This window comes from Blautia hominis, from assembly GCA_002270465.1.
Lineage (GTDB): Bacteria > Bacillota > Clostridia > Lachnospirales > Lachnospiraceae > Blautia > Blautia hominis.
This window is the reverse complement of record NQOF01000003.1, coordinates 398,011-423,619: the sequence shown is the minus strand read 5'-3', so window position 1 is coordinate 423,619 and position 25,609 is coordinate 398,011. Positions and strand designations below refer to the sequence as shown.

The following is a 25,609-nucleotide window of genomic DNA, read 5'->3' as shown; positions in this document are numbered from 1 at the left end:
TTTTAGTAAAATGTTTGTGTGAATTATCAATATTTTAAGGCCTTTTCAAGGATTTAGGATTTTTTCATGGTTTTGTTAAAATTTAAATGTTCGTTTGTTTCCCCAACTATTTCTTCGGATGATTTTGTATACAAAACGGTTCGCAGGACTGCTCCTGCGAACCATTTTGACTGTAGATAAACTACTCTTGAAAATGTTTTAGAAATTTCTTCTTTCTTATTTCTTCGGACTCCTCTTCTTCATCAAGTTCCTGAACCTTAGCATCCTTTGTTCCCGAAAGGGCTTCGAGCATCTTGACTATCTCATTTTGTGCTATGGGACCCGAACCCAAGGATAAGCACACCATTATGGTAAGAAATAGTTTATATATCCTTTCTTTCATTATCTTCCTCCGATCTTATCTCTGCCTTGCTCTCGTAATAAGTATGCATTTTATAGTCACTGCCTAAATTGCACACAAAAAAGAAGCCATCATTTGATCCTAAAAATGACTTATAACTACCAGAACACCTGCAATAGAGTCTTCTTATAATGGTACCTAATTAAGTTTTATCCATGATTTGAAAAACAATTGATTCAATTGTCCAGACGTACCTTCTGTTTAATTAATGTCCATCCATCAGGCAGTAATATAAATAAGGTCAAAAAGAAAAAAAGAAAAACTATAGTAAGATAAAAAAGCGGACGAATCCCTTTTGGAAGAGCTGCGACCATGAGTATTTGGCATACATTCTTGGTTAAAATTTCATTATAAGAGTTATTTCGATCCAATAATGAATCCTTAAAACCGGTAGTATGATCACCGTCTTCATTGACAATGATACTTTCTGAAGCTGCCCACGCCTCAATTACAGTTGTCTTATCTAATGATCCATAGGGAGCATATGTACTACAAAAAAGCACATTCATAGTTAAGCACACAGCAAAAAGAAGCATACGGAATGATACTGTAATATGGGAAAGATGATCTATCTTATTATTTATTACCATTACGATTCCTTTCTAAGCTATGGTCAACTGAAGCATCCTTGATCTTAATTCCATATCCGGAGATATGAGTAATACTCACTTATTTGATTATACCAGTAAAAAAAACAAAAAGAAAGAGGCTGTGAAAAAAGCTCCCTTTATAAGACCATCAGCATAGTCGATGGTCTTATAGCTCCCCTTTTAATTTCGTCAATGACAACTGGAAAGGTATGCTCAATTAAGATAAATCATCTGCGGATGACAAGCAAAAAACTTTTAACAATTGGAAATGAACTTCGCCCGAAATAGAATAAGTTGTAGTTTTATTTTTCATAGCAGATAAATCTTACCACAAAAAAAGGATTTTCAACCACTAATGTGTATTGAAAATCCTCTTTTTTATTCGGACTGTTTTTCACAGCCCCTTCATAACATCATTTACTTTGTCCACAGTCTTCATCACTCTTTCGTAGAAACATAGTTGGGATTCTCTTTAAATGCCTGTACCAACTCCAGCCCCGGTTCTTCTTTAAAAACTTTTTTCCATGATTTTAACAGGTTATCAGGCGTCACACTGATTGGCTCAATTCCGATAAATGATGGTACTTTTTCATTTAAAACGGATTTAGCAGCCGCCAATGCGATCGCCTGTCCCTGCTCATACGGGCACTGTGCGCTAAGTACCTTGATCATACCGCCTTTTGCCATATTCATAGCATCTGCATAGTCCAGATCGCTGGTAACGATGGCAATATCGGTCCGCCCCATTTCTGTCAGCGCGGCAATGGCCTCCATGGCAGGACCATCCCAGGAGATATAAAGGGCTTCTATTTCCGGATACCGTTTGATCAGATCTTTTGTCTTTTTATATACTTCATCTTCTTTTTCAAACCTGATCTCTTCGCATAAATGCAGCACCGGATATTCCTCACTTATCACCTGCTTTGCCGCGTTGTCCCTCTGCATAGTCGCGTAGAAATCAGCTCCATGGACGATCAATCCATAATTTTTCATATTATGCTGATACATATATTCCCCAAGGCCATGTCCCATATTCTGTCCATGAGAGTGTTCATTAATAGAAACACAGGTAACATAATCCTCCGGCTGCAGTCCATCCGGTACATTTGTTATCAAGATCAATTTTATCTCACTGTCCGCAATTTTTCTAAACGCGTCTGCCGTCAGCTTATTATCGGTGGGGATAGCGATCAGGATATCCGGTTCCAGCATCCTTAAACTGTCCAGCTGCCTGCACTGCAGCTGAGGATCAAAGTGGGCATCCGTGATCGCAATGACAGAAATGCCCAGATTGTCAAAAATATCCCGTATCCCTTTTTGGTGCAGCTCCATCCATGCCTTTCCCGCATAATGGAAAGAAATGGCTGCTGTCAGCTTTTTATATCGAATATTCTGTATCTCGGCTTCCGAGAGTACAAGTTCACTCATGGAAGATGCCTTTTCTCCAAATGGTCCCCTGCCGATTCCGCAAGTGGAGGAGCGCACCACCAGTTTTGTGGGCAGCGTAACGGTCCTATAAACGTTTTTATAAGCGGACACATTGGCATATTCTTTGTTTGCGATCCTTTGCAGCAAGGTCTCAATGGTCAGTTTTACATACTGTTCCGTATCCTGTTCCACAGTTGTAAGCGCCGGGGTGTGCAGAGGTGCCCAGTCAAAAGAACCGAAGCATACCACGGATATGTCTGTTGGACAGGTTATATTATGGGCATCTATATATTTCAGAAAAGGTATCACTACCGCGTAATTGGCAGCTATTAATGCTGTGGGCATTTGTTCACCACTCAAAAGTTCATCCAAAGCCTCAAAAATATCCTGCTCTTTTTGCAGATGCGGATAGATATAGCCGGACACTTCCGGAATATGGTACTCCTGCAGCGCTTTTTTGAACCCTTCCAACCGCTGGGGGGAACGCTCCTTGCTCCTCCCCAGAAATCCGATCCGTTCATGGCCCTTATTGATCAAATGCTTTGTGGCTTTATAGGCCCCATCCAAAGTGTCCGTACAAATTGTGTCTGCCATAAAATCCCTGACTTCTCTGCCAAGAACGATTACGGGGATCTTAACATCCAAAAGAACGCGCTGTATCAAAATGTCCTTTTCATCGGGAAAGACAATGATCCCGGTTACTGTATTCCCCTCCAGCAAAACATCGAAAAAGTTTTTCATGCTGGATATATCCGAATTACATTCTATGGTGATCAAAGAATACCCCGTATCTCTTAAACTTTCATCAATCTGCTGTTCTACCCTGCGTTGAAAATTACTTTTCTTATCAGCTATCAGCATAAGGATATATTTTTCTTTTATTTCCGGCATGTGCGGCAATGTTTTCTTTAGAACAAAATTAGGCGGAGTATCCAGTTCCCGTATTGCTTTCTCCACCTTTTCCACTTTCTCTGGACTAACATAACGTGTTTTGTTAACTACATGGGAAACCGTAGACGTTGAAACACCTGCCATTTTTGCAATGTCATTAATTGTGGCCATATTATTTTTCTCCCACCTTATATAGTATATTACTACTATACCGTTACCGAATAGAAAAGTCAATTTGTTGCGCAAATTTGGCAATATTTTCGTAACTGTTTACTCAGTACTGTGCATTCACTGCGCAGTACGTGAGAAAGTAATGCAAGGGTGCATAAATCCCATCACAGCAGGCGATTTTTAATGGATTTATGCATGTTACTGGAACGCAGTGAACAGTAACATATTTTCGTAACGAAAGAAACAGGAACCGCAAAGGGTCCCTGCACTCTTTTTTAATCTTCAACTTTCATCCATGCTTTATCCTGGGCGGATCTCATAACTGCGTCGCAGACTCTCTCCACACGGTATCCCACTTCAAAATTGGTACTCGGCTGATATCCCTCTGTGATCGCTTTTATAAACTCATACATTTCGATGGTTTTCAGTTCCCCGTAACCGATGTTCATACCCGGTATATTCCAGGTAACTTCCCCGTGGAAGTGCGCCGGCCCGGTATAAATTGTCTTGAATCCTCTTCTGTCATCCGGATCATCCGCAAAGCATACCTGTAATTCGTTCAGTCTTTCATAATTGAATGCAATGCTGCCTTTTGTTCCGTGCAGTTCGATGGTGATAAAGTTATTTCTGCCCCATGCATTACGGGTGGCTTCAATGCTGCCGACAGCTCCGTTTTTAAACTTTACAAGGAAGGAATCTTCATCATCCACATCCACTTCTTTTCTGGGGGCATCTGCACCCAGTTTTACAGTCCCAAGCAGGTCCACTCCGCCTTCCTGTACAGGTCTTTCTTTAATATATGTTTTTACCATGGAGACCACTTCCTCAATGTCCCCGGCCAGATACTGTGCAATGTCGATCACATGTGAAGCAATATCACCCAGCGTTCCTGCTCCCGCAATATCCTTCTGGAATCTCCATGACAGAGGGGAATCCGGGTCCGCAGACCAGCTCTGCAGATAGGTACAGCGGATATTCAGGATATCTCCCACCGCACCTTCGTCAATAAATTTTTTAGCAAGATCGATGGCGGGAACTCTGCGATACTGATAGGCATTCATGCTTACAATGCCTTTCTTTGCAGCTTCTTTGGCGGCATCGGCCATTGCTTTGGCATCGTCCAGTGTAGATGCGATCGGTTTTTCACAAATGACGTGTTTGCCTGCCTGCAGCGCGGCAATAGCAATGGGCGCATGGGCGTTGTTTGGTGTACAAATGCTCACCACATCAATTTCCGGGTCATTGATAATATCATGCCAATCTGTACAGCAGGCCTGAAAACCAAACCTATCCTTTGCTTCCTCCGCGATAGACGGTTCAATATCACAGATCGTCTTTAAGACAGGTACTGCCGGAGCGGGCCAGAAAAATTTTGGCATATTAGAATAAGCTACCACATGTGCCTTTCCCATAAAACCTGCCCCTACTAATCCTACATTTAATTTTTTCATGATGAATCCTCCTTAAAATAGATATTTTATTTAATTGTTCTTTTTTCTTCGGCTTAAATTGCTGATCGCAACGGCAAGAATGATAATTCCGCCTTTGATCATTGTCTGCTGCGCAGAACTGAGATTCGCAAGGATAACTGCGTTATTCATCATTCCCATGAGCACGGAACCAAACAACGCTCCGATCACGGAACCGGTGCCGCCCGACATCGCCGTTCCTCCCAGTACAACTGCTGCGATAACAGACATTTCATCGCCGTCGCCGTAGGAATATCTTCCTGCCTGCATACGGGCCGCATACATGATCCCCGCAAATGCCGCAAATGCACCTGACATGGTGAAAGCAATGATCTTTACTCTGTCCGTTTTAATACCACTGTAAACCGCAGAGTTCTCATTTCCGCCTGTGGCCAGAACATGCCGGCCAAATGCGCTTTTGTTAAAGATCAGAATTCCAATGATATAAAACAGGATCGTCCACAAAACCAGTACCGGGATTCCCGCAACGCTTCCAATCCCAAAAATATTACAAAACGTTTTATTTGCAATAGGAACTGCCGCTGTATTGGTGATCCACATGGCAGCACCCCTTACGATCTCCATGACGCCAAGGGTAGCCAGAAAGGCCGGGAGTTTCAGTTTTGTGACCAACAGCCCGTTGATACAGCCAATGACCACGCCAAATCCCAGGCCCGTCACCAGCGCCAGCAGAATACTGTTGGTAGCCTGCAGGACAAGAGATACCAACATTGCTGTCATGGCAGTTACGGCACCAACGGTCAGATCGATCTGGCCCGCTGCCATAACAAAAACACCGGCAACTGCCATAACGGATATCATTGCTGTCTGCCTCAGTATATTGATCAGGTTCCTGGGCTGTAAAAATCCTTTATTCCCCAGGATCAATGCAAACAGTATGAACACAGCGGTAAAAATAATATAGACCATATACTTATCCCACTGTATATTCTTTTTATTTTTGCTGGATTGCATATTGTAATTCCTCCTCTGAATCTATTTTGCTCCTATCCATCTCTCCGGTAATCCTTCCATCATATATGGTGATGATCCTGTCACATACTGCCATAAGTTCCGCCAGTTCTGATGAAACAAACAAAACACCTTTTCCTTCCTCCGCATAATCCCTCATCAGCGCAATGATCTCGGCTTTCGCTCCTACATCGACGCCTGCCGTGGGTTCATCCAGCATCATGACTTCCGGCTGCATATTCATCCACTTAGCAAGGACTACCTTTTGCTGGTTGCCGCCGGACAGCAGATTGATCCTCTTATGAATATCATCTGTCACTATATTAAGTTTCCGGACATTATCTTCCACCATCTCATCAGCCATTTTTTCGTCAACAAAAACTCCGTGTTTTCTCAGTTTTGCCACTTTGGGCAAGATGGCGTTTTCTTTTACAGAGTGGATCAGGACAAGACCCTTTTTTCTTCTGTCCTCAGGGATCAACGCAAAACCGTTTTTAACAGCCTCTTTGGGGTTTCCTATCTTCATGGTTTTACCATTCAGTTTTACGACGCCCCCTTCCTGTTTCCTAATCCCGAACAAAGTCTCCAAGATCTCTGTCCTGCCGCTTCCCATCAAACCGGCAAATCCCAGGATTTCTCCTTTTTTCAGGCTGAAAGAAATGTCTGATATCCTGTCGTTTATTTTAAGATGCTCTACGCTCAACAGATCAGGGCCGTCTTTGTCATATGTCCTGGGAACCCAGTCAAATTTTTTTCCTGTATTCTCCCCCATCATATGAGCAATGATCTCATCCATAGTAATGTCGGAAATCCGACTGGTATGTACAATTTTGCCATCCCGCAATATGGAAATACTGTCCGCGATCTCCATGATTTCACTCATACGGTGCGAAATATAGATCATGGAAACCCCTTTATCCTGCAGGTCCTTCATCATTTTAAAAAGCTGTTTGGTCTCCGCATCTGATAAGGACGCGGTAGGCTCATCCAGTACCAGGATCTTTGCCTCTTTTTCCATGGCCTTTGCGATCTCAATCATCTGGCTTAAACCTACACTCAGATTACCAACCATCTCTTTTGGGTTCACTTCGATCCCTAATTCTTCCAGAACCTCACGGGAGCGTCTTGTCATGTCTGAAGTTTTGCGGAATCCTTTTTCAACGATCTCCGCCCCCAGAAATATGTTCTCCTCCACTGTCATAGTCTGGATGAGAGACAATTCCTGAAATATCATCCCGATTCCGTTCTTTTTCGCATCGTGCGTGTCCTGAATGGATACTTCCTGCCCATTGACCAAAATCTTCCCGGCATCCTTTGTGTAAACGCCTGTCATGATCTTCATCAATGTAGATTTTCCGGCTCCGTTACCGCCAACCAGCGCGTGGACTTCCCCCTTTTTCAAAGAAAAATCCACACCTTTGAGTACCGGTACTCCAAAAGATTTTTCAATCCCCTGCATTTGCAGCACATATGGGTTCATTTTCTCCCTCCTTATTTGCCTGCTGCTTCCTGCAGCCAGTCCGGCGCCTCAACATGATAAACATCTTTATATGCTTCCAGGATATTGGACCCATCTACTTTCTTTGCCGCAACCGCAACGTATGCCGGTGCCTCTTTTCCCAGCAGAGAATATGCTGCCAGTGTTGCCTCAGCAACTCCCTGGTCATAGGGAAGCTGTGCGCCGAGTCCCACAACATTGCCTTCTGCAATTTCTTTCGCTATATTATTTCCCAAGTCAATGGTCGTAAGCTTCACATCATCGCCGGTCAAGCCTGCTGCCTTTACAGAGGAGAGCACACCTTCCATGGGAACATCCCAGCTTGCATAGATTCCATTGATCATAGGATACTGTGTTAAGATGGCATCTCCCTGTTCGGAACATCCGTTTTCATCTGTAAATCCCTGTTCTGTCACGATCTCAACATCCGGATATTTGGCTGCCATTGTCTCTTTAAAGCCCTCGTCTCTCTGATTTGTCACAAAAAAGTCCGCATCATAATAGACCATTCCAATCTGTCCTTCTCCGCCAAGAGCTTCCCCCATTAATTCCGCAGCAACACAACCGTTTCCATAGTTATCCGCAGATACACAGCTCACATAATCTTTTCCCGCTGTCATCTCTGACGGAACATTGTCCATAAATACCAGCTTGATCCCCTCATCTGCCGCTTTTTTGAATGCGTCGGCAGTAGCTGTGGCGTCTGTCGGAATACTGATGATGACATCCGGATCTTTAGCCATAATGGTCTCTATGTCTGATACCTGCTGCTCTGCTGAAAAATTCGCATCCGTGGTCGCAACGATCTCTATACCCAGATCTTCAAAGGTGGCCTTTAAGCCTTCCAGCTGGGAAGTTGCCCAGTCATTACCTCCATAATGAAGCGAAATGGCTGCTTTGTATCCGCCGTCACGGATCTGCTGTTTCTCTTCCTCTGTCAATGTAATATCAGATGCCGGGGTTGCCGCTTCTCCATTCGGACCCGTTGATAAGATCTTACTGCCATCTGCATCCTGAACGGCCTCATCCGGGGCGTCCGTTTCTTTTTCTGTATCTGCATCTGCTGCTGTATCGGTTTTCGTTTTTGCTGCCGCATCTGAACTATCTGCAGAGTTTCCGCAGCCTGCCATCATCGTCCCGATCATTCCTATTGCTAATATCACACTTACCAATTTTCTTTTCATATTTTACCTGCCCTTTCTATATTTAAATAAGTTTACCTTTAAGAAATTCATAGGAAGTCCTGCACGCAGAAACCGGATCACCGGCATATCCATCTACTTCCACAAGATAATCCCCGTTGTAATCTTTCTGTTTCAGGAAGTCAAGAACCCCGTTAATATCAATACTGCCCGTACCAAGAGGAGCAAATCCGTTTTCATCCAAATCTTTTAAATGTACAAAAGAGATCCTGTCGTAATATTTCTTCACGATTTCCAGAGGGTCTCCTCCGCCTGCCGCAAGATGCGCCAGATCCGGACAAATATCAATTGATGTTCTGGCAAACAGCTTATCAATCTGTTCCGGCGCCTCTGCCATGGAACCCAGATGAGGATGATAGCTTGCTTTCAGCCCGTATTCCGCAAACACATGACCAGCCATATCCAGTCCTTTCCCCAGCAGTGTGTAATCTTCTTCCTGGATCCCTTTTCCTCTGATGGCACCTCCGCAGATACCTATATATGTAACGCCAACTTCTTTTGCTGCCTTCGCAACGGTTTCCATATGATACATCTCATCTTCCAGAGCATCCTGATATATAAAGTTTGCTCCCACACAGACACTCATCATTTCTGCGGAATACTTTTGCAGCATGTCTTTCAACACGGAAAGGTCATTACTATATTTTGTAAGGTTGCCTTCCAGGACTTCAATACTTCTGAATCCAACTTCTGTTATGCTTTTCAAGATCTCCTCATCATTCCCCATAGTCAGATACCGGATATCCTTGACACTTGTCACACCGGCACCATCCCCAACAAGGGGGCCGAAACCATTTGTCATATAACCAACTCTCATAAACAATACCTCCGTTTTTGTGCTGTTTATTAAATTTGCGCAAATTTTCTTGATGCAGCAATCATACCTCGTTTGGTTTTATTCGTCAATATCTTTTTCAAATTCTCCTGTTTTTTGGTATTTTTTCACAATCTGCGCCTTTTCTTATTGTCACTTTTCACACATTGACTTTTTCCGCGCTCCCCCTCATAATATGTTATATAAAAATTTGCGCAAATTATTTTTGCCACTGTTACATACTTAGACAAGAGCGCGCGCTCCTGTCAATAAACAAACCAGAAAGGAATATATAACTATGAAACTTGGATTTATCAGTTCGATTCTTGATTCCTCTTCTTTTGAAGAAGTCATTGACACCGCCTCAGAACTTGGTTATGAGTGTGTTGAAGTAGCTTGTTGGCCAAAAGAGAAAGCAGCCAGACGTTATGCTGGGATCACACATATTGATATTGAAGCACTTACCGAAAGCAAGATCGCTTCCCTTAAACAATACTGTCTCTCAAAAAATGTTGCCATATCTGCACTGGCTTATTATCCCAACACTCTGTCAGATGAAATTGACCAGCGCCAAAAGGCAGTAGAGCATTTAAAAGCTATGATCATTGCCGCTCCGAAATTAAATGTCGACACCATCACTACCTTTATCGGCCGTGTCCAAAATCTAACCGTAGAGGAGAATCTAACGATCTTCAAAGAGGTATGGACTCCTATCATCCAACTTGCGGAACAGTACAAAGTAAAAATAGCGATTGAAAACTGTCCAATGCTTTTCGGCCCCGAGCAGTGGCCGGGCGGTCAGAACCTTATGACCACCCCTGCGATCTGGCGTAAAGCCTTTGACTTGATCCCAAGCGATTACTTCGGTTTAAACTACGACCCTTCCCACTTTGTCTGGCAGCAGATGGATTACATCAAGCCATTATATGAGTTCAAAGAAAAAATCTTCCATGTACACTATAAAGACATAAAGATCTATCAAGATAAGCTGGAGGATGTAGGAACCATGGCCTACCCCTTAGACTATATGTCCCCAAAACTCCCCGGACTGGGAGACGTGGACTGGGGAAAATATGTATCCGCATTGACCGATATCGGCTACAACGGTTACAGCTGCATAGAAATAGAAGACAAAGCTTTCGAGAGTTCTTCCGAACGGGTGCTGGACGCCCTCCGGCTTTCTTACCGTTACATGAGACAATTTGTTATTTGAGAGGAGAAATAAACATATGAAACAAGAGAAAATAAATATAGGACTTATCGGAGCCGGTTTTATGGCCAAAGCACACTCTATCGCATATGCCGGTATGCCAATGTTTTTTTGGCCGGCTCCCGCGATCCCTGTCAAAAAAATGATCGTAGATATGAATGAATCCATAGCCAGGGACGCTAAGGAAAAACTGGCTTTCGAGGCTTATTCCACAGACTGGCATGATATTATAAACGATCCGGAAATTTCTGTTGTGGATATTTGTACGCCAAACAATGTACACGCCGAGATTGCCATCGCAGCAGCAAAAGCAGGAAAACACATTATCTGTGAGAAGCCTCTTGCTCTAACCTCCGATGAAGCAAAAGAAATGTACCTGGCTGCAAAAAAGAATCATGTTAAGACCATGGTGGCTTTTAACTACCGGAAAACACCCGCGGTACAGCTTGCAAAAAAATATATTGACGAAGGGGCCATCGGTGAAATCCTTGATTTCCGCGGTACCTATCTTCAGGACTGGTCAGCTGATCCTGATTCCCCTCTATCCTGGCGTTTTCAAAAAGAAATATGCGGAAGCGGCGCCCTGGGCGATATCGGAACCCATGTGGTAGACATGCTCCGCTTTCTTGTAGGAGATTTTAAAAGAGTGAACGCACGGACAGCAACTTACATCAAAGAAAGGCCCTTACAGTCCGGCATGTCCGACAGCCTCGGCAATGCGCGCGTGGAACAAAATGCGCCTAAAAAAGCGGTGGACGTGGATGACCAGTGTATATTTATGGTAGAATGCGCAAACGGCGCTTTTGGAAGCATCGAAGCTACCAGAAACGCCTGGGGAAGGAACAACTATATCACCTTTGAGATCCACGGGACAGAGGGTTCTATTTTCTTTAACTACGAACGCCGCGACGAGCTTCAGGTCTGCTTTGCCAGCGATGCTGCAGACAGACGGGGATTCCGCACGGTGTACACAGGCCCCAATCATCCATACGGCAGCGGATTATGGCCAATCCCCGCTCTCGGCATCGGATATACCGAAACAAAAATTATTGAATGCTATGATTTCTTCCGTTCTTTGCAGGAAGATACAGAACCCGTCCCTAATTTCCGTGACGGATATGCAGTTGAATTGATTTCTGATGCCATATTAGAATCGGCCCAAACACATGAATGGGCCGATGTAAGAGATATTTCCGCTCTATAAGGTTTGCGGCTGATAAACAGCTGGGTCCGCTGCAAGTAAAATGCCGGCCAAACCTTGTATTTTTGTTCTGATATCAACCAGCCATCCATGTGTGGGTGGCTGTTGGTATCTGTTCTCCCGGGGCCGGAGCTGCTCTGCGCCGTTAAGCATGAGAGCCGTCAGACAGCGGACTTTAACATCCCCTCTCACAAATACCGGCAGCAACCCTCTCCAACCCCTCAAAACATTGTCCAAAAAACATCTTATACGATTCACAAAAACAATTTCCCCTTCCCTCCGCCTTCTCCTTTCCATACCAATGCCGCCTGCATCCCCCATGGCACAAAAACTCATACCGGCACACATTACAATCCCCCGAAAAAGATTCCGCATCAGACGCAAACCCCATCTCAGCCCCCATCCTTCTCATATCCTCAAATGTTCCCTCCCGGATATTCCCCAGGCAGAACTCATCCAGCATATAAAAATCACAGGGAAACACACTCCCGTCCGCTTCTATGACAAATTGGACCGTACATCCCCTGCCCTGTTCGCAGGATTCCGGCAGATACCCCAGCAAAGCCCCGATATAATTCTCAAAATTCCTTATATACGGCTGCTTTCCCCTTTTCCAGTCCTCATACCAGACGTCAAACAGCTCACACAAAAACTGCCCATAACTCAGAGGAGAGAGCGAATAACTCCGGCCCCCCTTCCCTTCCCCCACAGGGTCCAGGCAGGCGATATACTGCTGATAGGCAAATCCCCACTTTTCATATTGCTGATATATTTTCCGTATCCTGGGCGCTGTCTGTCTATTCACCACCGTCAGGACATTAAATTCCACCCCAAACTTCTTCAGCCTCTTGGCAGAATCCAGGCACCGGGAAAACGTACCGCCCCCATCCGGAGAAACCCTGTTGGCATCATGCGTCCTCCAAATCCCATCCAGTGACAACCCGATCAAAAAACGGTTCTCCTTAAAAAACCGGCACCATTCCTCATCCAGATCATACCCATTCGTCTGCAGCAGATTATGAACCTTCACCCTCCTCCTGTTATACCTATCCTGCAGTTCCAAGGCCTTCTCATAAAATGCCAGTCCGCGCAGGGTAGGCTCACCGCCCTGAAAAGAAAAAGTGACCTCCCTGCCCGCTTCCTCCATGGATTGACGAATGATAAGCTCCAGGGTCTCTTCCGACATCCTGCCATAATCCGCCACATTCCTGTTATACATCTCATCCATATAAAAACAATACTTACATCTCATATTACACAAACCCGAAACCGGCTTTATCATAACATACAAAGACTCCATGCCACATCGCCCCCTGCTGCTCCTACCCATTCCTCACCTGCCGCAGCCATCTGTCCTTTCTCATCCTCCACAAAAAACACACCGAGCGGAAAAACCAGTCAATCCCCATGGCTGCCCATACCCCCAGAAGCCCCATATGGAAATACACACCCAGCAGATAGCTGAATCCGATCCGGAAAACCCACATAGAACCAATAGAAATAAACATCGTATAAGCCGCATCAAAAGCAGCCCGCAGGGCGTTGGGCAGCGTAAATCCCAGGGGCCAGAAAAGAGCCGCGCAGACAGAATGAAAGATAATGACCTCCTTTGCCAGAGAAGCCGTACCTTTCGAGACATCATACAGCCCGGCAATATTCCCGGCAAAGATAATGATCCCCCCATTCAGCAAGAACATCCCTGCATATGCGGCCAAAAGCAGTTTTTTCACATACCCCTTGGCAGCCTCAAAATCTCCTGCGCCTATGGCCTGTCCCACAATGGTGATCATGGCAACCCCTGTGGCGCTGGCCGGGATTACGGCTGCCCCCGCCACAACACCGGTGATGGCATTGGCCGTGATCGCAGAAGTCCCAAACCCGGCCACCAAACTCTGCACCAAAATCTTACCGATCTGAAAAATACAATTGTCCATCCCCGTGGGAAGCCCCACTTTCAGGATTCCCCGGATCACCTGCCCACAGGGCTTTATCCGGATTCTACCGGAAAAAGAAAGAGGCAGGTCCCTGTTCCGCATGATCTTCGTCATGACCACAGCGCCCAGAATCCTGGAGATCAGCGTGGAAGCCGCCACGCCAAAGACACCCGCATGAAAAACAAACAAAAACACAGCGTTCCCTGCAATATTCACCACATTCATCATGACAGAAATATACATCGTCACCTTAGAATTACCCATAGAGCGGGCCAGCGCAGACCCTGCACTGTAAATCCCCAGAAACGGAAAGGACAACGCCGTAATATAAAAATATACCACCGCATTCTCCATCACATCCCGCTCCACCCCGCCAAATATGGCCTGAAGAAGGATACGGTTTGCCAGTAAAGAAAATATCATGATAACCAGGGCAATCCCCGTGACACACAGCAAAAGCTGGTCCGCGGTCCTGGCTGCCTCCTTAAACTTCTTCTCTCCCAGCCGGTGGGCTGCCAAAACAGCCCCTCCGGTGGAGAGAGAACAGAAAGTATTCACAAGCAGGATATTGATGGAATCAACCAGAGATACCCCCGACACCGCCGCCTCCCCGGCACTTGACACCATAACAGAATCCGCCATCCCCACAGTGATCCCCAATATCTGCTCCAAAATCAGCGGGATCAGCAATGCTGCCAGCTGCCGCTTTGTGAACAACTCCTTTTCCGTCGCCATACTTATGTCTCCTGTTCCTCCAGCATATTACATTCCATCCACCCATTCCCGTCAAAATACATGGTTTTGATCTGATAAGGGGAAAAATCTGCCGCCGCAGAAATCCCGTCCTTCTCCACCCACAAAGAACCCTTCTCCCCCTCCGTCTCAAAAGCTCTGACAAGGAAACCATCCTTCTCCCCGTACGGACACTTCACCGCAGAGAATTGGACATTCTCTTCCCGGTATCGGAACAGAGAATCCCTTCGTTTAAAATTCCGTCCCCTGTGACAGTTATCCGCAAGATGTTCCAACGGCATATGCAGAAAATCCGCCTCCGCAAACAGGCTGCTTTTCTTCACCGCCTCTGTGTGAGGCCGCAGAACAAAAGAATACTCATAAATCCCCTGGCCTGTATACTCCTCCTCCAGGTTTTCCAAAAGAGGGCCGCCGCTGCCCCTGGCATAGACATAACTGCGCAGAAGGATAGCACGGTATTCACTGCCCGCCTGACGCATGCCATAGACACTGTCATTGAACACAGCGATCCCCCGCCCGCTTTCCTCCGCAATATCCGCAAAACGATGATGGCAGTATTCCTGGTTCTGCCCTTGGCAGTCCACTTTCTTTTCCGCCAGAAATCCCGTCTCTGTCAATACTTCCGGATCCTCCGCCTTGACAGGTATATTCAACGTGATCTGACGGTGCTTCTCCGCGTTCCTCAATTTCATGTCTGCCCGCAGATGTTCGCTGCCGGCTTCCAGTATGTAGTCTATCATCAGCTCTGAAGTTTCATATTTGAGTAAATATCTTAAAACGGCACGCATAGGATTGTTTTCCACTACCCTGCAGGATATGACTTCAAATTGTCCCCGCTCCTCCTCCTCATAAACCGTCTCCCCCCAGGCCCCTCTGTCATCATAATACACTGCCACACGGGAAGTGCCATCCAGCATTTCTTCCCCCCTGAGTACCATGGAACAGGGACAGCCCGTAGTCTCATCAAACCGCACCGAGAGGATACGGTTATTCAGCAAACCTTCCTCCGCACAGATATCTTCCTCCTTCGGCACAAGATCCGGGCTTTCCTGCAGAATCCGGTAGGCCGCATATCCGTAAGCAGGAACATCTGCCCGGAACAGGATCGCCTTTCTGCTCTCAGGCGAATGATTCCCATAGCCGCTCTCACAGTACGGTATCTCCCTGCCCTTGAAATCCCTCAGACGCAATGCCTTCTTCTCCGCTCTCGGAAGATAAAAGTCCGCCTCATAAATCCCCGTAAAAGGCGTCCCCGTAAAATTAAACAGCAAAAGCGGAAGCCCTTCCCCCCGGGTATCCATCTCATTGGCAATGGCCTGCAGGGCTTCCCCTACCATTTTTCTTCCTGCCGCAGCCGCACCCTGGAGCTCCTGGACTGCTTCCTCCCTGGCACGCTTCACACTGGTTCCCGCCAGCACATCATGGAATTGGTTAAACAAAACCTCCTTCCACGCAAGCTCTGTCTCCCTTGCGGGATTTCGGTACGATTTTGTTCCCATCTCTGCCGCCATGGCCGCTGCCGCCTCTGCCTTTAAAAGCCCCCACTCCCCTTTCCGGTTACATTCCTTCAGCTTCTTATCCGCACTGTAACAGCCGTAAAAAATACGCCCAAGCTCCCCGGAAAATACCGGGACCTCCTCCTCCGAAACCTCGCCGAAAAACCGGTCCACGCCGGAAAAATCCATCTCCAAGTCTGCATACTCATCCCGCATCTCACAGATGGTACGGATATTTTCCACCGTAGGTCCCCCGCCGTGGTTGCCCACACCATAAAAAACAGCCATGTTGTCACACCCATACTGCTCCATGGCCTCCAGGCTTTCCCTCAGGTTCCCTTCCAGCGCAGGCCTAGTCCAGGCCATATATTCACCGCCCGTCCTCTCAGTCAGGATCCCGCTTCCATCCGCCGATTTCCATAAAAACACAGGAGGCAGCTCCAGATGTTTTTTATCCGGTCTGGAAGTAAGATAATAAGAAACTCCGCACCCCCGGCAGATGGCAGGCAGATTGGAAGAATGGCCAAAGCTGTCCACATTATACCCCGTGAGCACATCCTTCCCGAAATTCTCCCGCACAAACTTTTTCCCATACAGGAAATGACGCACCAGCGCTTCCCCGGACGGAAGATTACAGTCCGGTTCCACCCACATTCCCCCTGCGATCTCCCAGCGTCCCTCTTCCACCCGCTTTTGTATCCGCTCAAAAATCTCAGGGCAGTTCTCCTTGATCCACTCCAGATATGCGATACTGGATTGTGTAAAACGAAATTCCGGGAATTCCTCCATCCTGTCCAGCGCAGACATAAAAGACGCCTTCACTTCCTGCATTCCTTCCGCCCGGTCCCACAGCCACACCGGGTCAATATGTGTATTTCCTATCATATGAATCCTTCTTTTTTCCATCTCTTTGTCATGCCTTTCCTTATTTGCTCCTGTAATCAAAAGACTCGTCACCGCAGGTGATACAAAATTCCCTGGACTTTAAATCCGCCAGCAGGACAGCTTTACAGCCGTTGCTCTCCCTTGTGATCTCCAGCCTATCATCCGGCAGGTCCGCCACCCGGACAGCCCCGTCAAAAGCGGCATATTCATTCCGGATCCGCATAAGCCTGCACAGCTCCCGCACCACTGGTTTTTTTACCGCTTCCCTGACCTCTTCCACCGTATAATTATGACGGCTGATATTTCTGGGGAAATCCGTCTCCTTCATCAGCTCATAGTCATTCTCTCCCGCCAAAAGCCCCATATAATATACCTGTGGCACCCCCGGCGCAAAAAACTGGATCGCCCGGGCCAGAAGATAAGCACTGTCATCCTCCCCCAGCGCGGAATAGTAAGTACAATTGATCTGGTACACCACAGGTTTGTCCTTGGCCTTTTCCGAAAAATCCATTTTAAAATTAGCGCCGTACTCACCCGTCTTTTTGATCACCTGCTCCAGCTCCTCATCCGTCAACAGCCCCTCCACATCCACGGTCCCGATACCGTCATGGGTATCCAACGTCGTATACTGATTCCCGGGACATATCTCAAACCAATGCTTCAGACGTCTGCAGTTCCCCGTGTACAGAGTATGCAGCACCAGCACCGGCAGGGCAAAATCATAGACCCCATACCCCCTCTCCGCTATTTTCATCTGCACTTTATAATGGTCATGGATTTCCGGCAGCATGGGGACCTGCCCCTCATCCAGAATATCCTGCACCCGCTCCATCAGCTCCCACATCTCCGGTTCCACGAAAAAACAGGAGGTGCCGTACTTTTTCGTGGCAAAGGCAAACGCGTCCAGACGGATCATAGAAGCCTTATGGGCCATAAGAAACCGAAGAGACTCCTCAATAAACTCCCAGGTGACCCCAGACTCCAGATTCAGGTCCATCTGCTCCTCCGAAAAGGTACACCAGATATCCTCCTCCTCCCCGTCATCAAACAAAATCCGCTCACAGGGCGCATGGTCCTTTCTCTTATTTAACACGGCGGTCTCCTCCTCACTGGGAAACCCGCCGGGCCAGAAATCCCGGAACCGGATAAACATATCTTTATACCGAGACTCCTGGTGTTTTTTCACAAAATCCCGAAAAAAAACAGACTGCCGCGACAAATGGTTGATCATAAAATCAAACATCAGCTCATAGTTCTCTGCCAGTCTATCCACATCCTCCCAGGAACCAAACGCCGGCTCCACCTCCTGATAAGTGAGAGGTGCGAACCCCCGGTCCCCGCTGCTGGGGAAAAAAGGCAGTATATGGACCGCCCCAATCTCCCTCCTGAAATAAGTATCCAGCACATCCCCCAATTCCCTCAGGTTCCTTCCAAAGCTGTCCGCATAGGTGATCAGCATAATTTTATTTTTCATACACATTCCTCCCGCTGTACTCAACATCTGCATGGCCTCTCGGCACAAAATTCTCTCTTTTCCGCCTCTTCCGTCATCATCCTCAAAAGCTCATATTTTACAGGCAGACAGGCCTCCTCAAAATACAGATTGCGCTGTTCCCCCGGATCCTCTCTCAGATGATACAATTCTCCGTATGCCTCCCCCATATACTCTATCAGCTTCCACTCCCGGGTCACAAAACACTTATAGCGGACCGCATCCTTCTCCTCCTTAAATTCAATCCTGACCCCTTCCCTGTCCCACTTTTTCCCTTCCAGAAGAGGCCGCAGAGACAGCCCGTCGCAAACCGGCTGACTCCCCATTTCCAAATAGTCCAGAACCGTAGGGACAATATCGGTGAGAGATACCACTTCCTTCACCACACCCGGTTTTATCCTCCCGGGAAAACAAAGCAGCAATGGGACCTTTACCACCTCTTCATACGCCAGAGGCCCCTTTTCCCCCATCCCATGGTCAAAAAGCATATCCCCATGGTCACTGGTTATGACAAGCATGGTATCCTCAGATACCTGATACCTGTCCAGCAGTTCCAGAAGCTGCCCCATCTGCCGGTCGAACAGTTCCACCATGGAATAATAATAACTCTTAACGACCTGCTTCTGTTCATAAGTGTAGTCCACCCATGAAGTATTCTGATTTCCCGCAATCCCCAGCGGCCCGGCGAATCTTCCGTCCAGGATCCTGCCGTTGGCAAGCTCCTCCTGATGTTCCAGCCGGCTGTCATATCCGCCCCGGCTTGGGGGGATACTCTCCGGGGCCAGTCTGGGGTGCCCACAGGGCAGAGCCAGTGGATGATGAGGGTCCTGGAACCCCAGATTCAGATAAAAAGGCCTGTCCCTTCTCCGCTCTCTCAAAAACTTCTCCGACCGCTCCAGGATCCACGCCCCGCTGTGGCAGGAAACCGGCATTCCCCAGTCTCCTGTCCCGTAGGCGTCCTTCTCAAAAAGCCGCTTCACCTGCAGCTGAGGCATATGCCTGCCTTTGCGTATCCCCTTCTCCTCCAGCCATCTCTCATAATGGCCGTTCACACCCCAGTCACTATGTCCGATGGAAATCTCCGCGGTTTCAAAACCCGCAAAATCCTTTAGCCCCTCCTCGGGAAACACGCCGCAGTTTTCCGGGGAACTGACATCCCAGGGATAAAAATGGGCCTTACCGATATGATGACAGCAGTACCCCTCCCTTCGCAGCCTTGTACTCAGAAAATGTTCTGTGGAAAACACCCTTGTCCCAATATTATACGAGCCATGGCGCGAGGGCATAAGACCCGTCATAATAGAGACCCTGGAGGGCGTGCAGACAGGGTTCGGACAATAGGCCCGCTCAAACCGGGCCCCTGCCCGGGCAATCCTGTCCAGATATGGGGTGTGCATCCAATATCCCCCGTTACAGCCCAGGCTGTCATACCTCTGCTGGTCTGTCGTGATCACGATCAAATTCTTACCATCCATCTGCTACTTCCAATCTATCTTAAACAATCTGGCACTCTTTTCCGGCTGTCTCACCACAAGTTTCCCCGTTTCCCTATAATAACGGTATTCACAGGGCAGACTGGCCGGATACACCAGCTCAATATGGGATATCTCTCGTTCCAGGCCATCCAGCGGAATCTCCATCCCACCGTCAGCAGATTCTATATTCCACACAGCCAGGTGGGCACACACTTCATTTCTGAATCCCAGGGCGAACTGCTTGTGGTCAAAAGCCGGCATCCCAAGGGGCCAGAAAGGAAACGATATCTTTATCAGCTCTCTGTACGACTTATAATAAGCGATACCCTCCCGGATCAGTTCTTTATTTTCCCCGGAAAGCTTTGCCAGGTGCCCGCTTTGATGGATCCTCATGGTCATGGCATTCACCATATTAAACGCCGTCTGCTCCGCATCCGCCCCCGTCAGAGGATAGGACCATACCGCATTCTGCTCCGGCGTCAAAGCCGCCGGGGCTGCCGCTGATATGGCGGCATAGTTGGTATATTCCGTCTGGTCTGAGCTGGACTGGATACTGTGCCGGGAAAGAAGTGCGTCATTGATCCTCATCCCCCCGCTCCCGCAGTTCTCTATGATCAGCTTTGGATATGCAAGGAATACCTCATCCAGCCAGGAAAGATACGCCCGGTTATGCAAAAGAAGACCGTCCCCCGCGCTGTCGGCTCCCAGCTCCGTGCCAATCCCCGCATTGATGTTGTAATCCATCTTTATGTAGCCTGCGCCATACTCTTCCACCAGACGGCGTACCACCTCATGGGCAAACTGCCGCACCTGCAGGTTCCTGTAATCCAGCTGATATCTGCCGTGGTCAATGACCCTCCTGCCATGCCTGCAGAAAAACCAGTCATCCGGCTTCTCAGCCGCTATAGGACAATGGATTCCCATGACCTCCAGCTCCAGCCAAAGGCCGGGCACCATGCCCTTATCCCGGATATAGTCAAGGACCTTGGAAAGGCCATGGGGAAACCGTTTGCTGCTTGGCTCCCACTCTCCCACTCTGGACCACCAGGAGCCATTGGCATACCACCCCGCATCAATGGTATAATATTCACAGCCAATCTCCGCCGCCGCGTCAATCAGAGGATACTCCTTTTCTTCCGTGGGGTCCCCGCCCAGACAATTCATGAAGTCATTGAAGATTACCGGCAGTTTTTCATTATCCTCATTTCGTCTGCGGCAGAGCCTCCGGTAACCGGTCATTTCTGCCACCGCATCCTCAAATCCCCTGGTTGTCACGGCAACAGCGGCATGGACACTCTCAAACGCCTCCTCCGGCTCCAGCCACTTAAACCAATGGTTCTCCGCTTCCGCCGGGCCGCTCAGCTGCAGATACAGCGCGTCCTTGATGTCACTGACCTCCCAGTGCCAGGAGCCATTGTGGAGAATGGAAAAATACCATCCCTCCCCGGAATCCTCACAGCTGATATAACCCATGGGAAGAAACTCATGGGAGTTCCACGTCCCCGTGGCTGAAAAAGAAAGACGTTTTGTGGAATAATGGAATACCTTATACAGCCCCAGTTCCGGCAAGGTATAATCCTTCCACTGAAATTCCCCATACCAGGTGTTGGACGGTACTTTCAGCGCCGCCGCCCTATCCCAGTCCTCCATGGAAGCCTTTGTGATACCCGTCAGCGCAAAGGAGGATACATATGTAAGCCCCTGCGGCTCCACCCCCTGATTTACAATGGTTGTCCAGGACTCCAGAACAGACGTGCCGTCTGTAAACTGGAAATGGCTGGTCACGAAAAGCCCTGTCCTCTCATCCCTCTGGGAAAGCTCCAGCTTCCTTCCCCTTCCATTCCTCGTATCCTTCCAGTCACAAAACACCAGACGCCTGCCCGGAAGCGTTCCCGTGTATTTGGAACCATGATGGTCATCCTGGTCCTCCCCGGCCAGTTGGACCTCCACCAGCCTATACCAGTCTTCCTGGTTCTCCCTGATGTCACCGGGGTTAAATTCCGATTTCTGGCAGTGCAGAAAAGATACGGTCTTGTCCTCCGCGATCTTAAACACCAAATTGATACCATTTTCCTTTATCTGAATCAAATTCTCCATAGAACTCTCCATTTCCGCGCACTTCGGGGCACTATTTTTTCATTTTTTCCATATCCTCTGCCAAAATCCGCTCCGGTTTCCCTATGACAGCGGACAGGATAATGGTCTTGGCAATACTCTCCATAACCTCCATCCGGCAGTATGCCTCTGTCAGGTCCTTCCCCATGGTCAGGGCGCCGTGGTTCTTCAAAAGAATGGCACTGCACTCCTCAAGAAAAGGCTTGACTGCCTCCGCCATCTCCTTTGTGCCGGGAAGGGCAAAGGGCGCCAGTGCAGTCCGGCCCAGCATCATAGGCATCTCAATGAGATAGTCATTGGGAAGATTTCTGCCTGCAAGAGCAAATGCCGTGGTATAGACAGGGTGTGTATGGATCACAGCGTTTACCTCCGGCCTCTGCTCATAGACCGCTCTGTGCATGGGATACTCCTTTGAAGGCCTGCCGCTTCCCTCCCTCACCGCTCCGTCACCGTCCAAAACCAGTATCTCCTCCGGCTCCAGCATGCCTTTATGCTTTCCCGATGGTGTAAGCAGAATAAAGCCTTCCTCTGTCTGCATACTGACATTTCCATCCGTTGCTGTCACAAGATCTTTCTGATAAAGCAGATGGCAGATCCGGCACAGTTCTTTTTTCTCTTTTCCAAACATGATAAGATCCTCCTATTCCACCATGACGATAAGCTTCTCTGTACGCGCTATCCGAATCCTGTATAAGCTGCCTTCTCTTGTCAGCATGGAAGTACAGTCCTCCCCGTTCACTGTGATCTTCTCCACGTTCTTCTCCCGGTAAAAGACAAACTCCCCGCCTTCCTCCAGCACTGCCATGGCCTGGGAATCTGTGGCCCAGGTATCCCGCACTGCATGGAAACTGATATACTTATCCGCAAGTCCTACCGGAGCGAATCCCTTTTCCACGGGAATGAACAGATACAATCCACACGCTCCTGCTTCCAGCCGGAACTCCCTGCACTCAGCCACTTCGCCGGACTTTGCCATGTAATCATAGATATAATATGCACCGGAAGGCAGGTCATAAATATCACTGCTGCATACACAACCCTCTGCCGGCCGGCTGCTCACATTATATACCGCCACAGCCCCGCCCTTTCTGCTGCCGCAGGAGGCTATATTGCACACTTTCAGGACTCCGCCCTTAGAAGGGTCCGGGAACATACAGTCCGGGGTCGGTTTCCCTGCTCTATCCATCCGCAGGATCCTTCCGTCATGATATACAAGAGGCAGGACAGCCTCCCGGCTGCTTTCCCCTGTCTTGTCACTTACATAGACAGGCCCCCCGCTCAGCGCCCGCAGGATTCCATGCTTTGTGGCGTCTTCATGGCAGGTCCAGAACATATCCCAGTCACAAAAATACATCTCGTCATGATAAACCGCGTTATACGCATTTTGCAGCAAATGTTCCCGGAATCCGTCCTCCGCCTCCGGCACAAAATCATCACTGTTCCTGCTCACCGCAGAGCCGGGCCTGCCAAGCAGGTTCTCCATAGCCATGCCCATACAGTTGATGAGCCGTCCCCCCATATAAGAGGCCGCCGCTCCCTCCAGGGCCTGATGACACCCACTGGCAGCACGGCACACGGAAAACTCATTTTCAAAATAATTCTTGACCGCACTCTGGCCATCCACCTTCACAAAGTCAATGCCGTCCCTTCTCAGGCTTTCATACCAGTCCCGGAAAAATCCAAACCCCTTTTCAGCGGACGGGTGAGGCAGAAGTTTCCCCTCCGCCGTCTCATAAAGATGTTCCCTCTCACAGACCGCGGCCGGGGAACCCGGTTCGATTCCGCCCCAGTAGCCGCCCAGGGCATGCCAGACCCCGAACCACCGGACAGAAGTCCTGTCTTTGATGTCCTCCGTCATTCTCTTAAATCCCTTGGGGAATTTCTTCTCCTCCGGCTGCAGGCTGTACAGTCTCTGCCCATGTACCGAAAGCCAGCCGTCATCCAGCAGCATCCAGCGGACAGGGATATCCTTCTGCTGCAGCTCCTCCGCTTTTTCCCTGACCTTCTCCTCCGTGATATCCGTATAAAATGCGTCCCAGCTGCACCATCCCAGATACTCCAGCATGGCCGGGTACTCCTTTTCTTCCTTCAAAGGCAGTGATTTCTCCCGGGCAGCCTGCCCGAACACTTTGGAGACAGCCTGATAAATGGAATCCGCTTCCGCCAGCATGAATACCTTCTCACACACCTCACAGATTCCCCCTTTGTGGGCCGTCATCTGCAGGACCAGCCGGTTCCCCTCCTCCCCCTTCAGTGTTGTTTTCATAACCTCCCCTGCCAGCGGGAGCAGAAAGGAATACCCTTCCTCCTGTTCCATATACAGAGCCTGCGTCCTGGCCGGTATCCCTGCTGTCTCAGTAAGAAAAACAGGCCTGGTCCACCAGTCACGGTGCAGATACATAGCCGTCATTCTTTTCGGCTGCTCCTCCATACCAAACACAAGCTCCACAGGAACATCTGCGGAAAGGTTATCATTTTCCCGGAAAGGCTGGGTCTCCAGCCACAGCCTTATCTCTCCTGTGAGAATACCGTCCCTTTCCTCCACCGTCACTTCGGCTCCTGTTTTCTCATCCCCAAAACAGGAAACCACACCTGTCTCCGTCTCCCTGCTGCCGGATGGAAGCAGTTCTTTTCTCCCGCCTCTCTGCCTGTTTACCCAAACTTCCATGCTTCGTATCTTCTGCTTCATATCTTTTCCTCCAGATAACTTCTGAGTATATCCTTCCACCTGTTCTCCTGTTCCCTGGAGACAGATTCCAGATCCTTTAGTTTATAATCCCTGCCAATCTGCAGCCACTTATCCTTTCCGAAATTATGATAGGGCATAAGCTCCACCTGCCCAATCTTTTCTTTGCGGGCCAGTGCGGCAATACTCCGAAAATGCGCCTCCGTGTCATTGATCCCCGGTATCACAGGGCAGCGCAGTATCACTTCCCTGCCTTCCCGCCTCAGTTCCCGGAGGTTAGAAAGAATCCTACCCAGATTTCCTCCCGTAAAACGCCTCATGGAATCTTCATCCGACAATTTATAATCAAGCAGGAACACATCTGTCACATCCATAACCTGCCGGAATCTTTCAAAAGGCACATCACCCGCAGTCTCCACACAGGTGGAGATTTTCTCCTCCCTGCACTGCTTCAGCAGTTCCCGGCAGAATTTTGCCTGCAGAAGAGGTTCTCCCCCGGAAAGCGTCACCCCTCCGTCCGTCTTGTAATAAATCTTATCTCTGCGTATGATCTCCATGGCCTCAGCCACACCCATCTCATATCCCAATATATGCAGTGCCTCTGCGGGACAGTTTCTCACACAGCTGCCGCACAGGTCACAATTTTTCCTTAAAATAGTATGTTTTGTTCTTTCGCTGCCGTCTGTGCAGAACTGGTGGACGCCCCTCTCACAGACCTGCCCGCAATGCCCGCAAAGGACGCAGTCCTTTTCCACAAACTGCAGTTCCTGCTCCCGCCTGCCGCTCTCCGGGTTGTGACACCAGATACAGGAAAGATTACAGCCTTTTAAAAAAACACTGGTCCGTACTCCCGGGCCGTCATGAATGGAAAATCTCTCTATAGAAAATACCCGGCCTGTACACTTCTCATCACCCATCACAATCTCC

19 protein-coding genes are annotated in these 25,609 nt (G+C 48.4%); 2 read left to right on the top strand and 17 right to left on the bottom strand.

The annotated features are described in order from the left end of the window. Window positions 1–181 precede the first annotated feature (181 nt). The 8 genes from CI595_RS12490 to CI595_RS12455 all read right to left on the bottom strand — a co-directional run bounded on the left by CI595_RS12490 (window position 182) and on the right by CI595_RS12455 (window position 9,438). Entirely contained in the window at window positions 182–382 is a 201-nt protein-coding gene (locus CI595_RS12490) for a hypothetical protein (protein WP_095173594.1), read from the bottom strand. A 194-nt stretch (window positions 383–576) separates the two neighbouring features. Further along, window positions 577–990, bottom strand: coding sequence for a hypothetical protein (locus tag CI595_RS12485; protein ID WP_095173593.1), 414 nt, complete (start codon window positions 988–990; stop codon window positions 577–579). Window positions 991–1,428: 438 nt separating this feature from the next. Next, the gene (locus CI595_RS12480; RefSeq protein ID WP_095173592.1) at window positions 1,429–3,480 is read right to left on the bottom strand and encodes a LacI family DNA-binding transcriptional regulator; all 2,052 of its coding nucleotides are present in this window, start codon (window positions 3,478–3,480) and stop codon (window positions 1,429–1,431) included. A gap of 275 nt (window positions 3,481–3,755) precedes the next feature. Further along, entirely contained in the window at window positions 3,756–4,931 is a 1,176-nt protein-coding gene (locus CI595_RS12475; RefSeq protein ID WP_095173591.1) for a Gfo/Idh/MocA family protein, read from the bottom strand. 30 nt (window positions 4,932–4,961) lie between these two features. Next, the gene (locus CI595_RS12470) at window positions 4,962–5,924 is read right to left on the bottom strand and encodes an ABC transporter permease (RefSeq protein ID WP_095173590.1); all 963 of its coding nucleotides are present in this window, start codon (window positions 5,922–5,924) and stop codon (window positions 4,962–4,964) included. After that, a complete protein-coding gene (locus CI595_RS12465) occupies window positions 5,905–7,401 on the bottom strand; it encodes a sugar ABC transporter ATP-binding protein (protein WP_095173589.1) in 1,497 nt (498 codons plus the stop codon). The genes CI595_RS12470 and CI595_RS12465 overlap by 20 nt, the downstream gene beginning before the upstream one ends. Window positions 7,402–7,412: 11 nt before the next feature. Beyond that, window positions 7,413–8,603 (bottom strand): substrate-binding domain-containing protein, encoded by a 1,191-nt coding sequence (locus CI595_RS12460; protein WP_095173588.1) that lies wholly within the window; start codon window positions 8,601–8,603, stop codon window positions 7,413–7,415. A gap of 22 nt (window positions 8,604–8,625) precedes the next feature. Continuing rightward, the gene (locus tag CI595_RS12455; protein WP_095173587.1) at window positions 8,626–9,438 is read right to left on the bottom strand and encodes a sugar phosphate isomerase/epimerase family protein; all 813 of its coding nucleotides are present in this window, start codon (window positions 9,436–9,438) and stop codon (window positions 8,626–8,628) included. 295 nt (window positions 9,439–9,733) lie between these two features. Between CI595_RS12455 and CI595_RS12450 the strand changes: the two genes are divergently transcribed. Then, window positions 9,734–10,648: a sugar phosphate isomerase/epimerase family protein gene (locus CI595_RS12450; protein WP_095173586.1), complete on the top strand. Its 915-nt coding sequence runs from the start codon at window positions 9,734–9,736 to the stop codon at window positions 10,646–10,648. A gap of 16 nt (window positions 10,649–10,664) precedes the next feature. Continuing rightward, window positions 10,665–11,849, top strand: coding sequence for a levoglucosan dehydrogenase (locus tag CI595_RS12445; protein ID WP_095173585.1), 1,185 nt, complete (start codon window positions 10,665–10,667; stop codon window positions 11,847–11,849). A gap of 172 nt (window positions 11,850–12,021) precedes the next feature. Here the strand turns inward: CI595_RS12445 and CI595_RS12435 are convergent, their stop codons facing one another. Genes CI595_RS12435 through CI595_RS12395 form a run of 9 tightly spaced genes read right to left on the bottom strand, consistent with a single transcriptional unit; the run spans window position 12,022 to window position 25,599 of the window. Beyond that, window positions 12,022–13,146 (bottom strand): anaerobic sulfatase maturase, encoded by a 1,125-nt coding sequence (locus CI595_RS12435; protein WP_095173583.1) that lies wholly within the window; start codon window positions 13,144–13,146, stop codon window positions 12,022–12,024. 22 nt (window positions 13,147–13,168) lie between these two features. Beyond that, complete coding sequence (locus CI595_RS12430; RefSeq protein WP_095173582.1) at window positions 13,169–14,515, bottom strand: MATE family efflux transporter; 1,347 nt, start codon at window positions 14,513–14,515, stop codon at window positions 13,169–13,171. 2 nt (window positions 14,516–14,517) lie between these two features. Then, a complete protein-coding gene (locus CI595_RS12425) occupies window positions 14,518–16,914 on the bottom strand; it encodes a glycoside hydrolase family 38 N-terminal domain-containing protein (RefSeq protein WP_243135157.1) in 2,397 nt (798 codons plus the stop codon). A gap of 40 nt (window positions 16,915–16,954) precedes the next feature. Continuing rightward, window positions 16,955–18,388, bottom strand: a complete 1,434-nt coding sequence (gene gtfA, locus CI595_RS12420) for a sucrose phosphorylase (RefSeq protein WP_187144020.1) — start codon at window positions 18,386–18,388, stop codon at window positions 16,955–16,957. A 20-nt stretch (window positions 18,389–18,408) separates the two neighbouring features. Next, the gene (locus CI595_RS12415) at window positions 18,409–19,881 is read right to left on the bottom strand and encodes a sulfatase-like hydrolase/transferase (RefSeq protein WP_095173581.1); all 1,473 of its coding nucleotides are present in this window, start codon (window positions 19,879–19,881) and stop codon (window positions 18,409–18,411) included. Window positions 19,882–19,884: 3 nt separating this feature from the next. Next, window positions 19,885–21,978: a glycoside hydrolase family 36 protein gene (locus CI595_RS12410; protein WP_095173580.1), complete on the bottom strand. Its 2,094-nt coding sequence runs from the start codon at window positions 21,976–21,978 to the stop codon at window positions 19,885–19,887. A 31-nt stretch (window positions 21,979–22,009) separates the two neighbouring features. Continuing rightward, window positions 22,010–22,624, bottom strand: a complete 615-nt coding sequence (locus tag CI595_RS12405; protein ID WP_095173579.1) for a class II aldolase/adducin family protein — start codon at window positions 22,622–22,624, stop codon at window positions 22,010–22,012. A gap of 12 nt (window positions 22,625–22,636) precedes the next feature. Further along, window positions 22,637–24,685, bottom strand: a complete 2,049-nt coding sequence (locus tag CI595_RS12400; protein ID WP_095173578.1) for a Sip1-related alpha-galactosidase — start codon at window positions 24,683–24,685, stop codon at window positions 22,637–22,639. Then, a complete protein-coding gene (locus CI595_RS12395; protein WP_095173577.1) occupies window positions 24,682–25,599 on the bottom strand; it encodes a glycyl-radical enzyme activating protein in 918 nt (305 codons plus the stop codon). Before CI595_RS12395 ends, CI595_RS12400 begins: the two co-directional genes overlap by 4 nt. Window positions 25,600–25,609 lie beyond the last annotated feature (10 nt).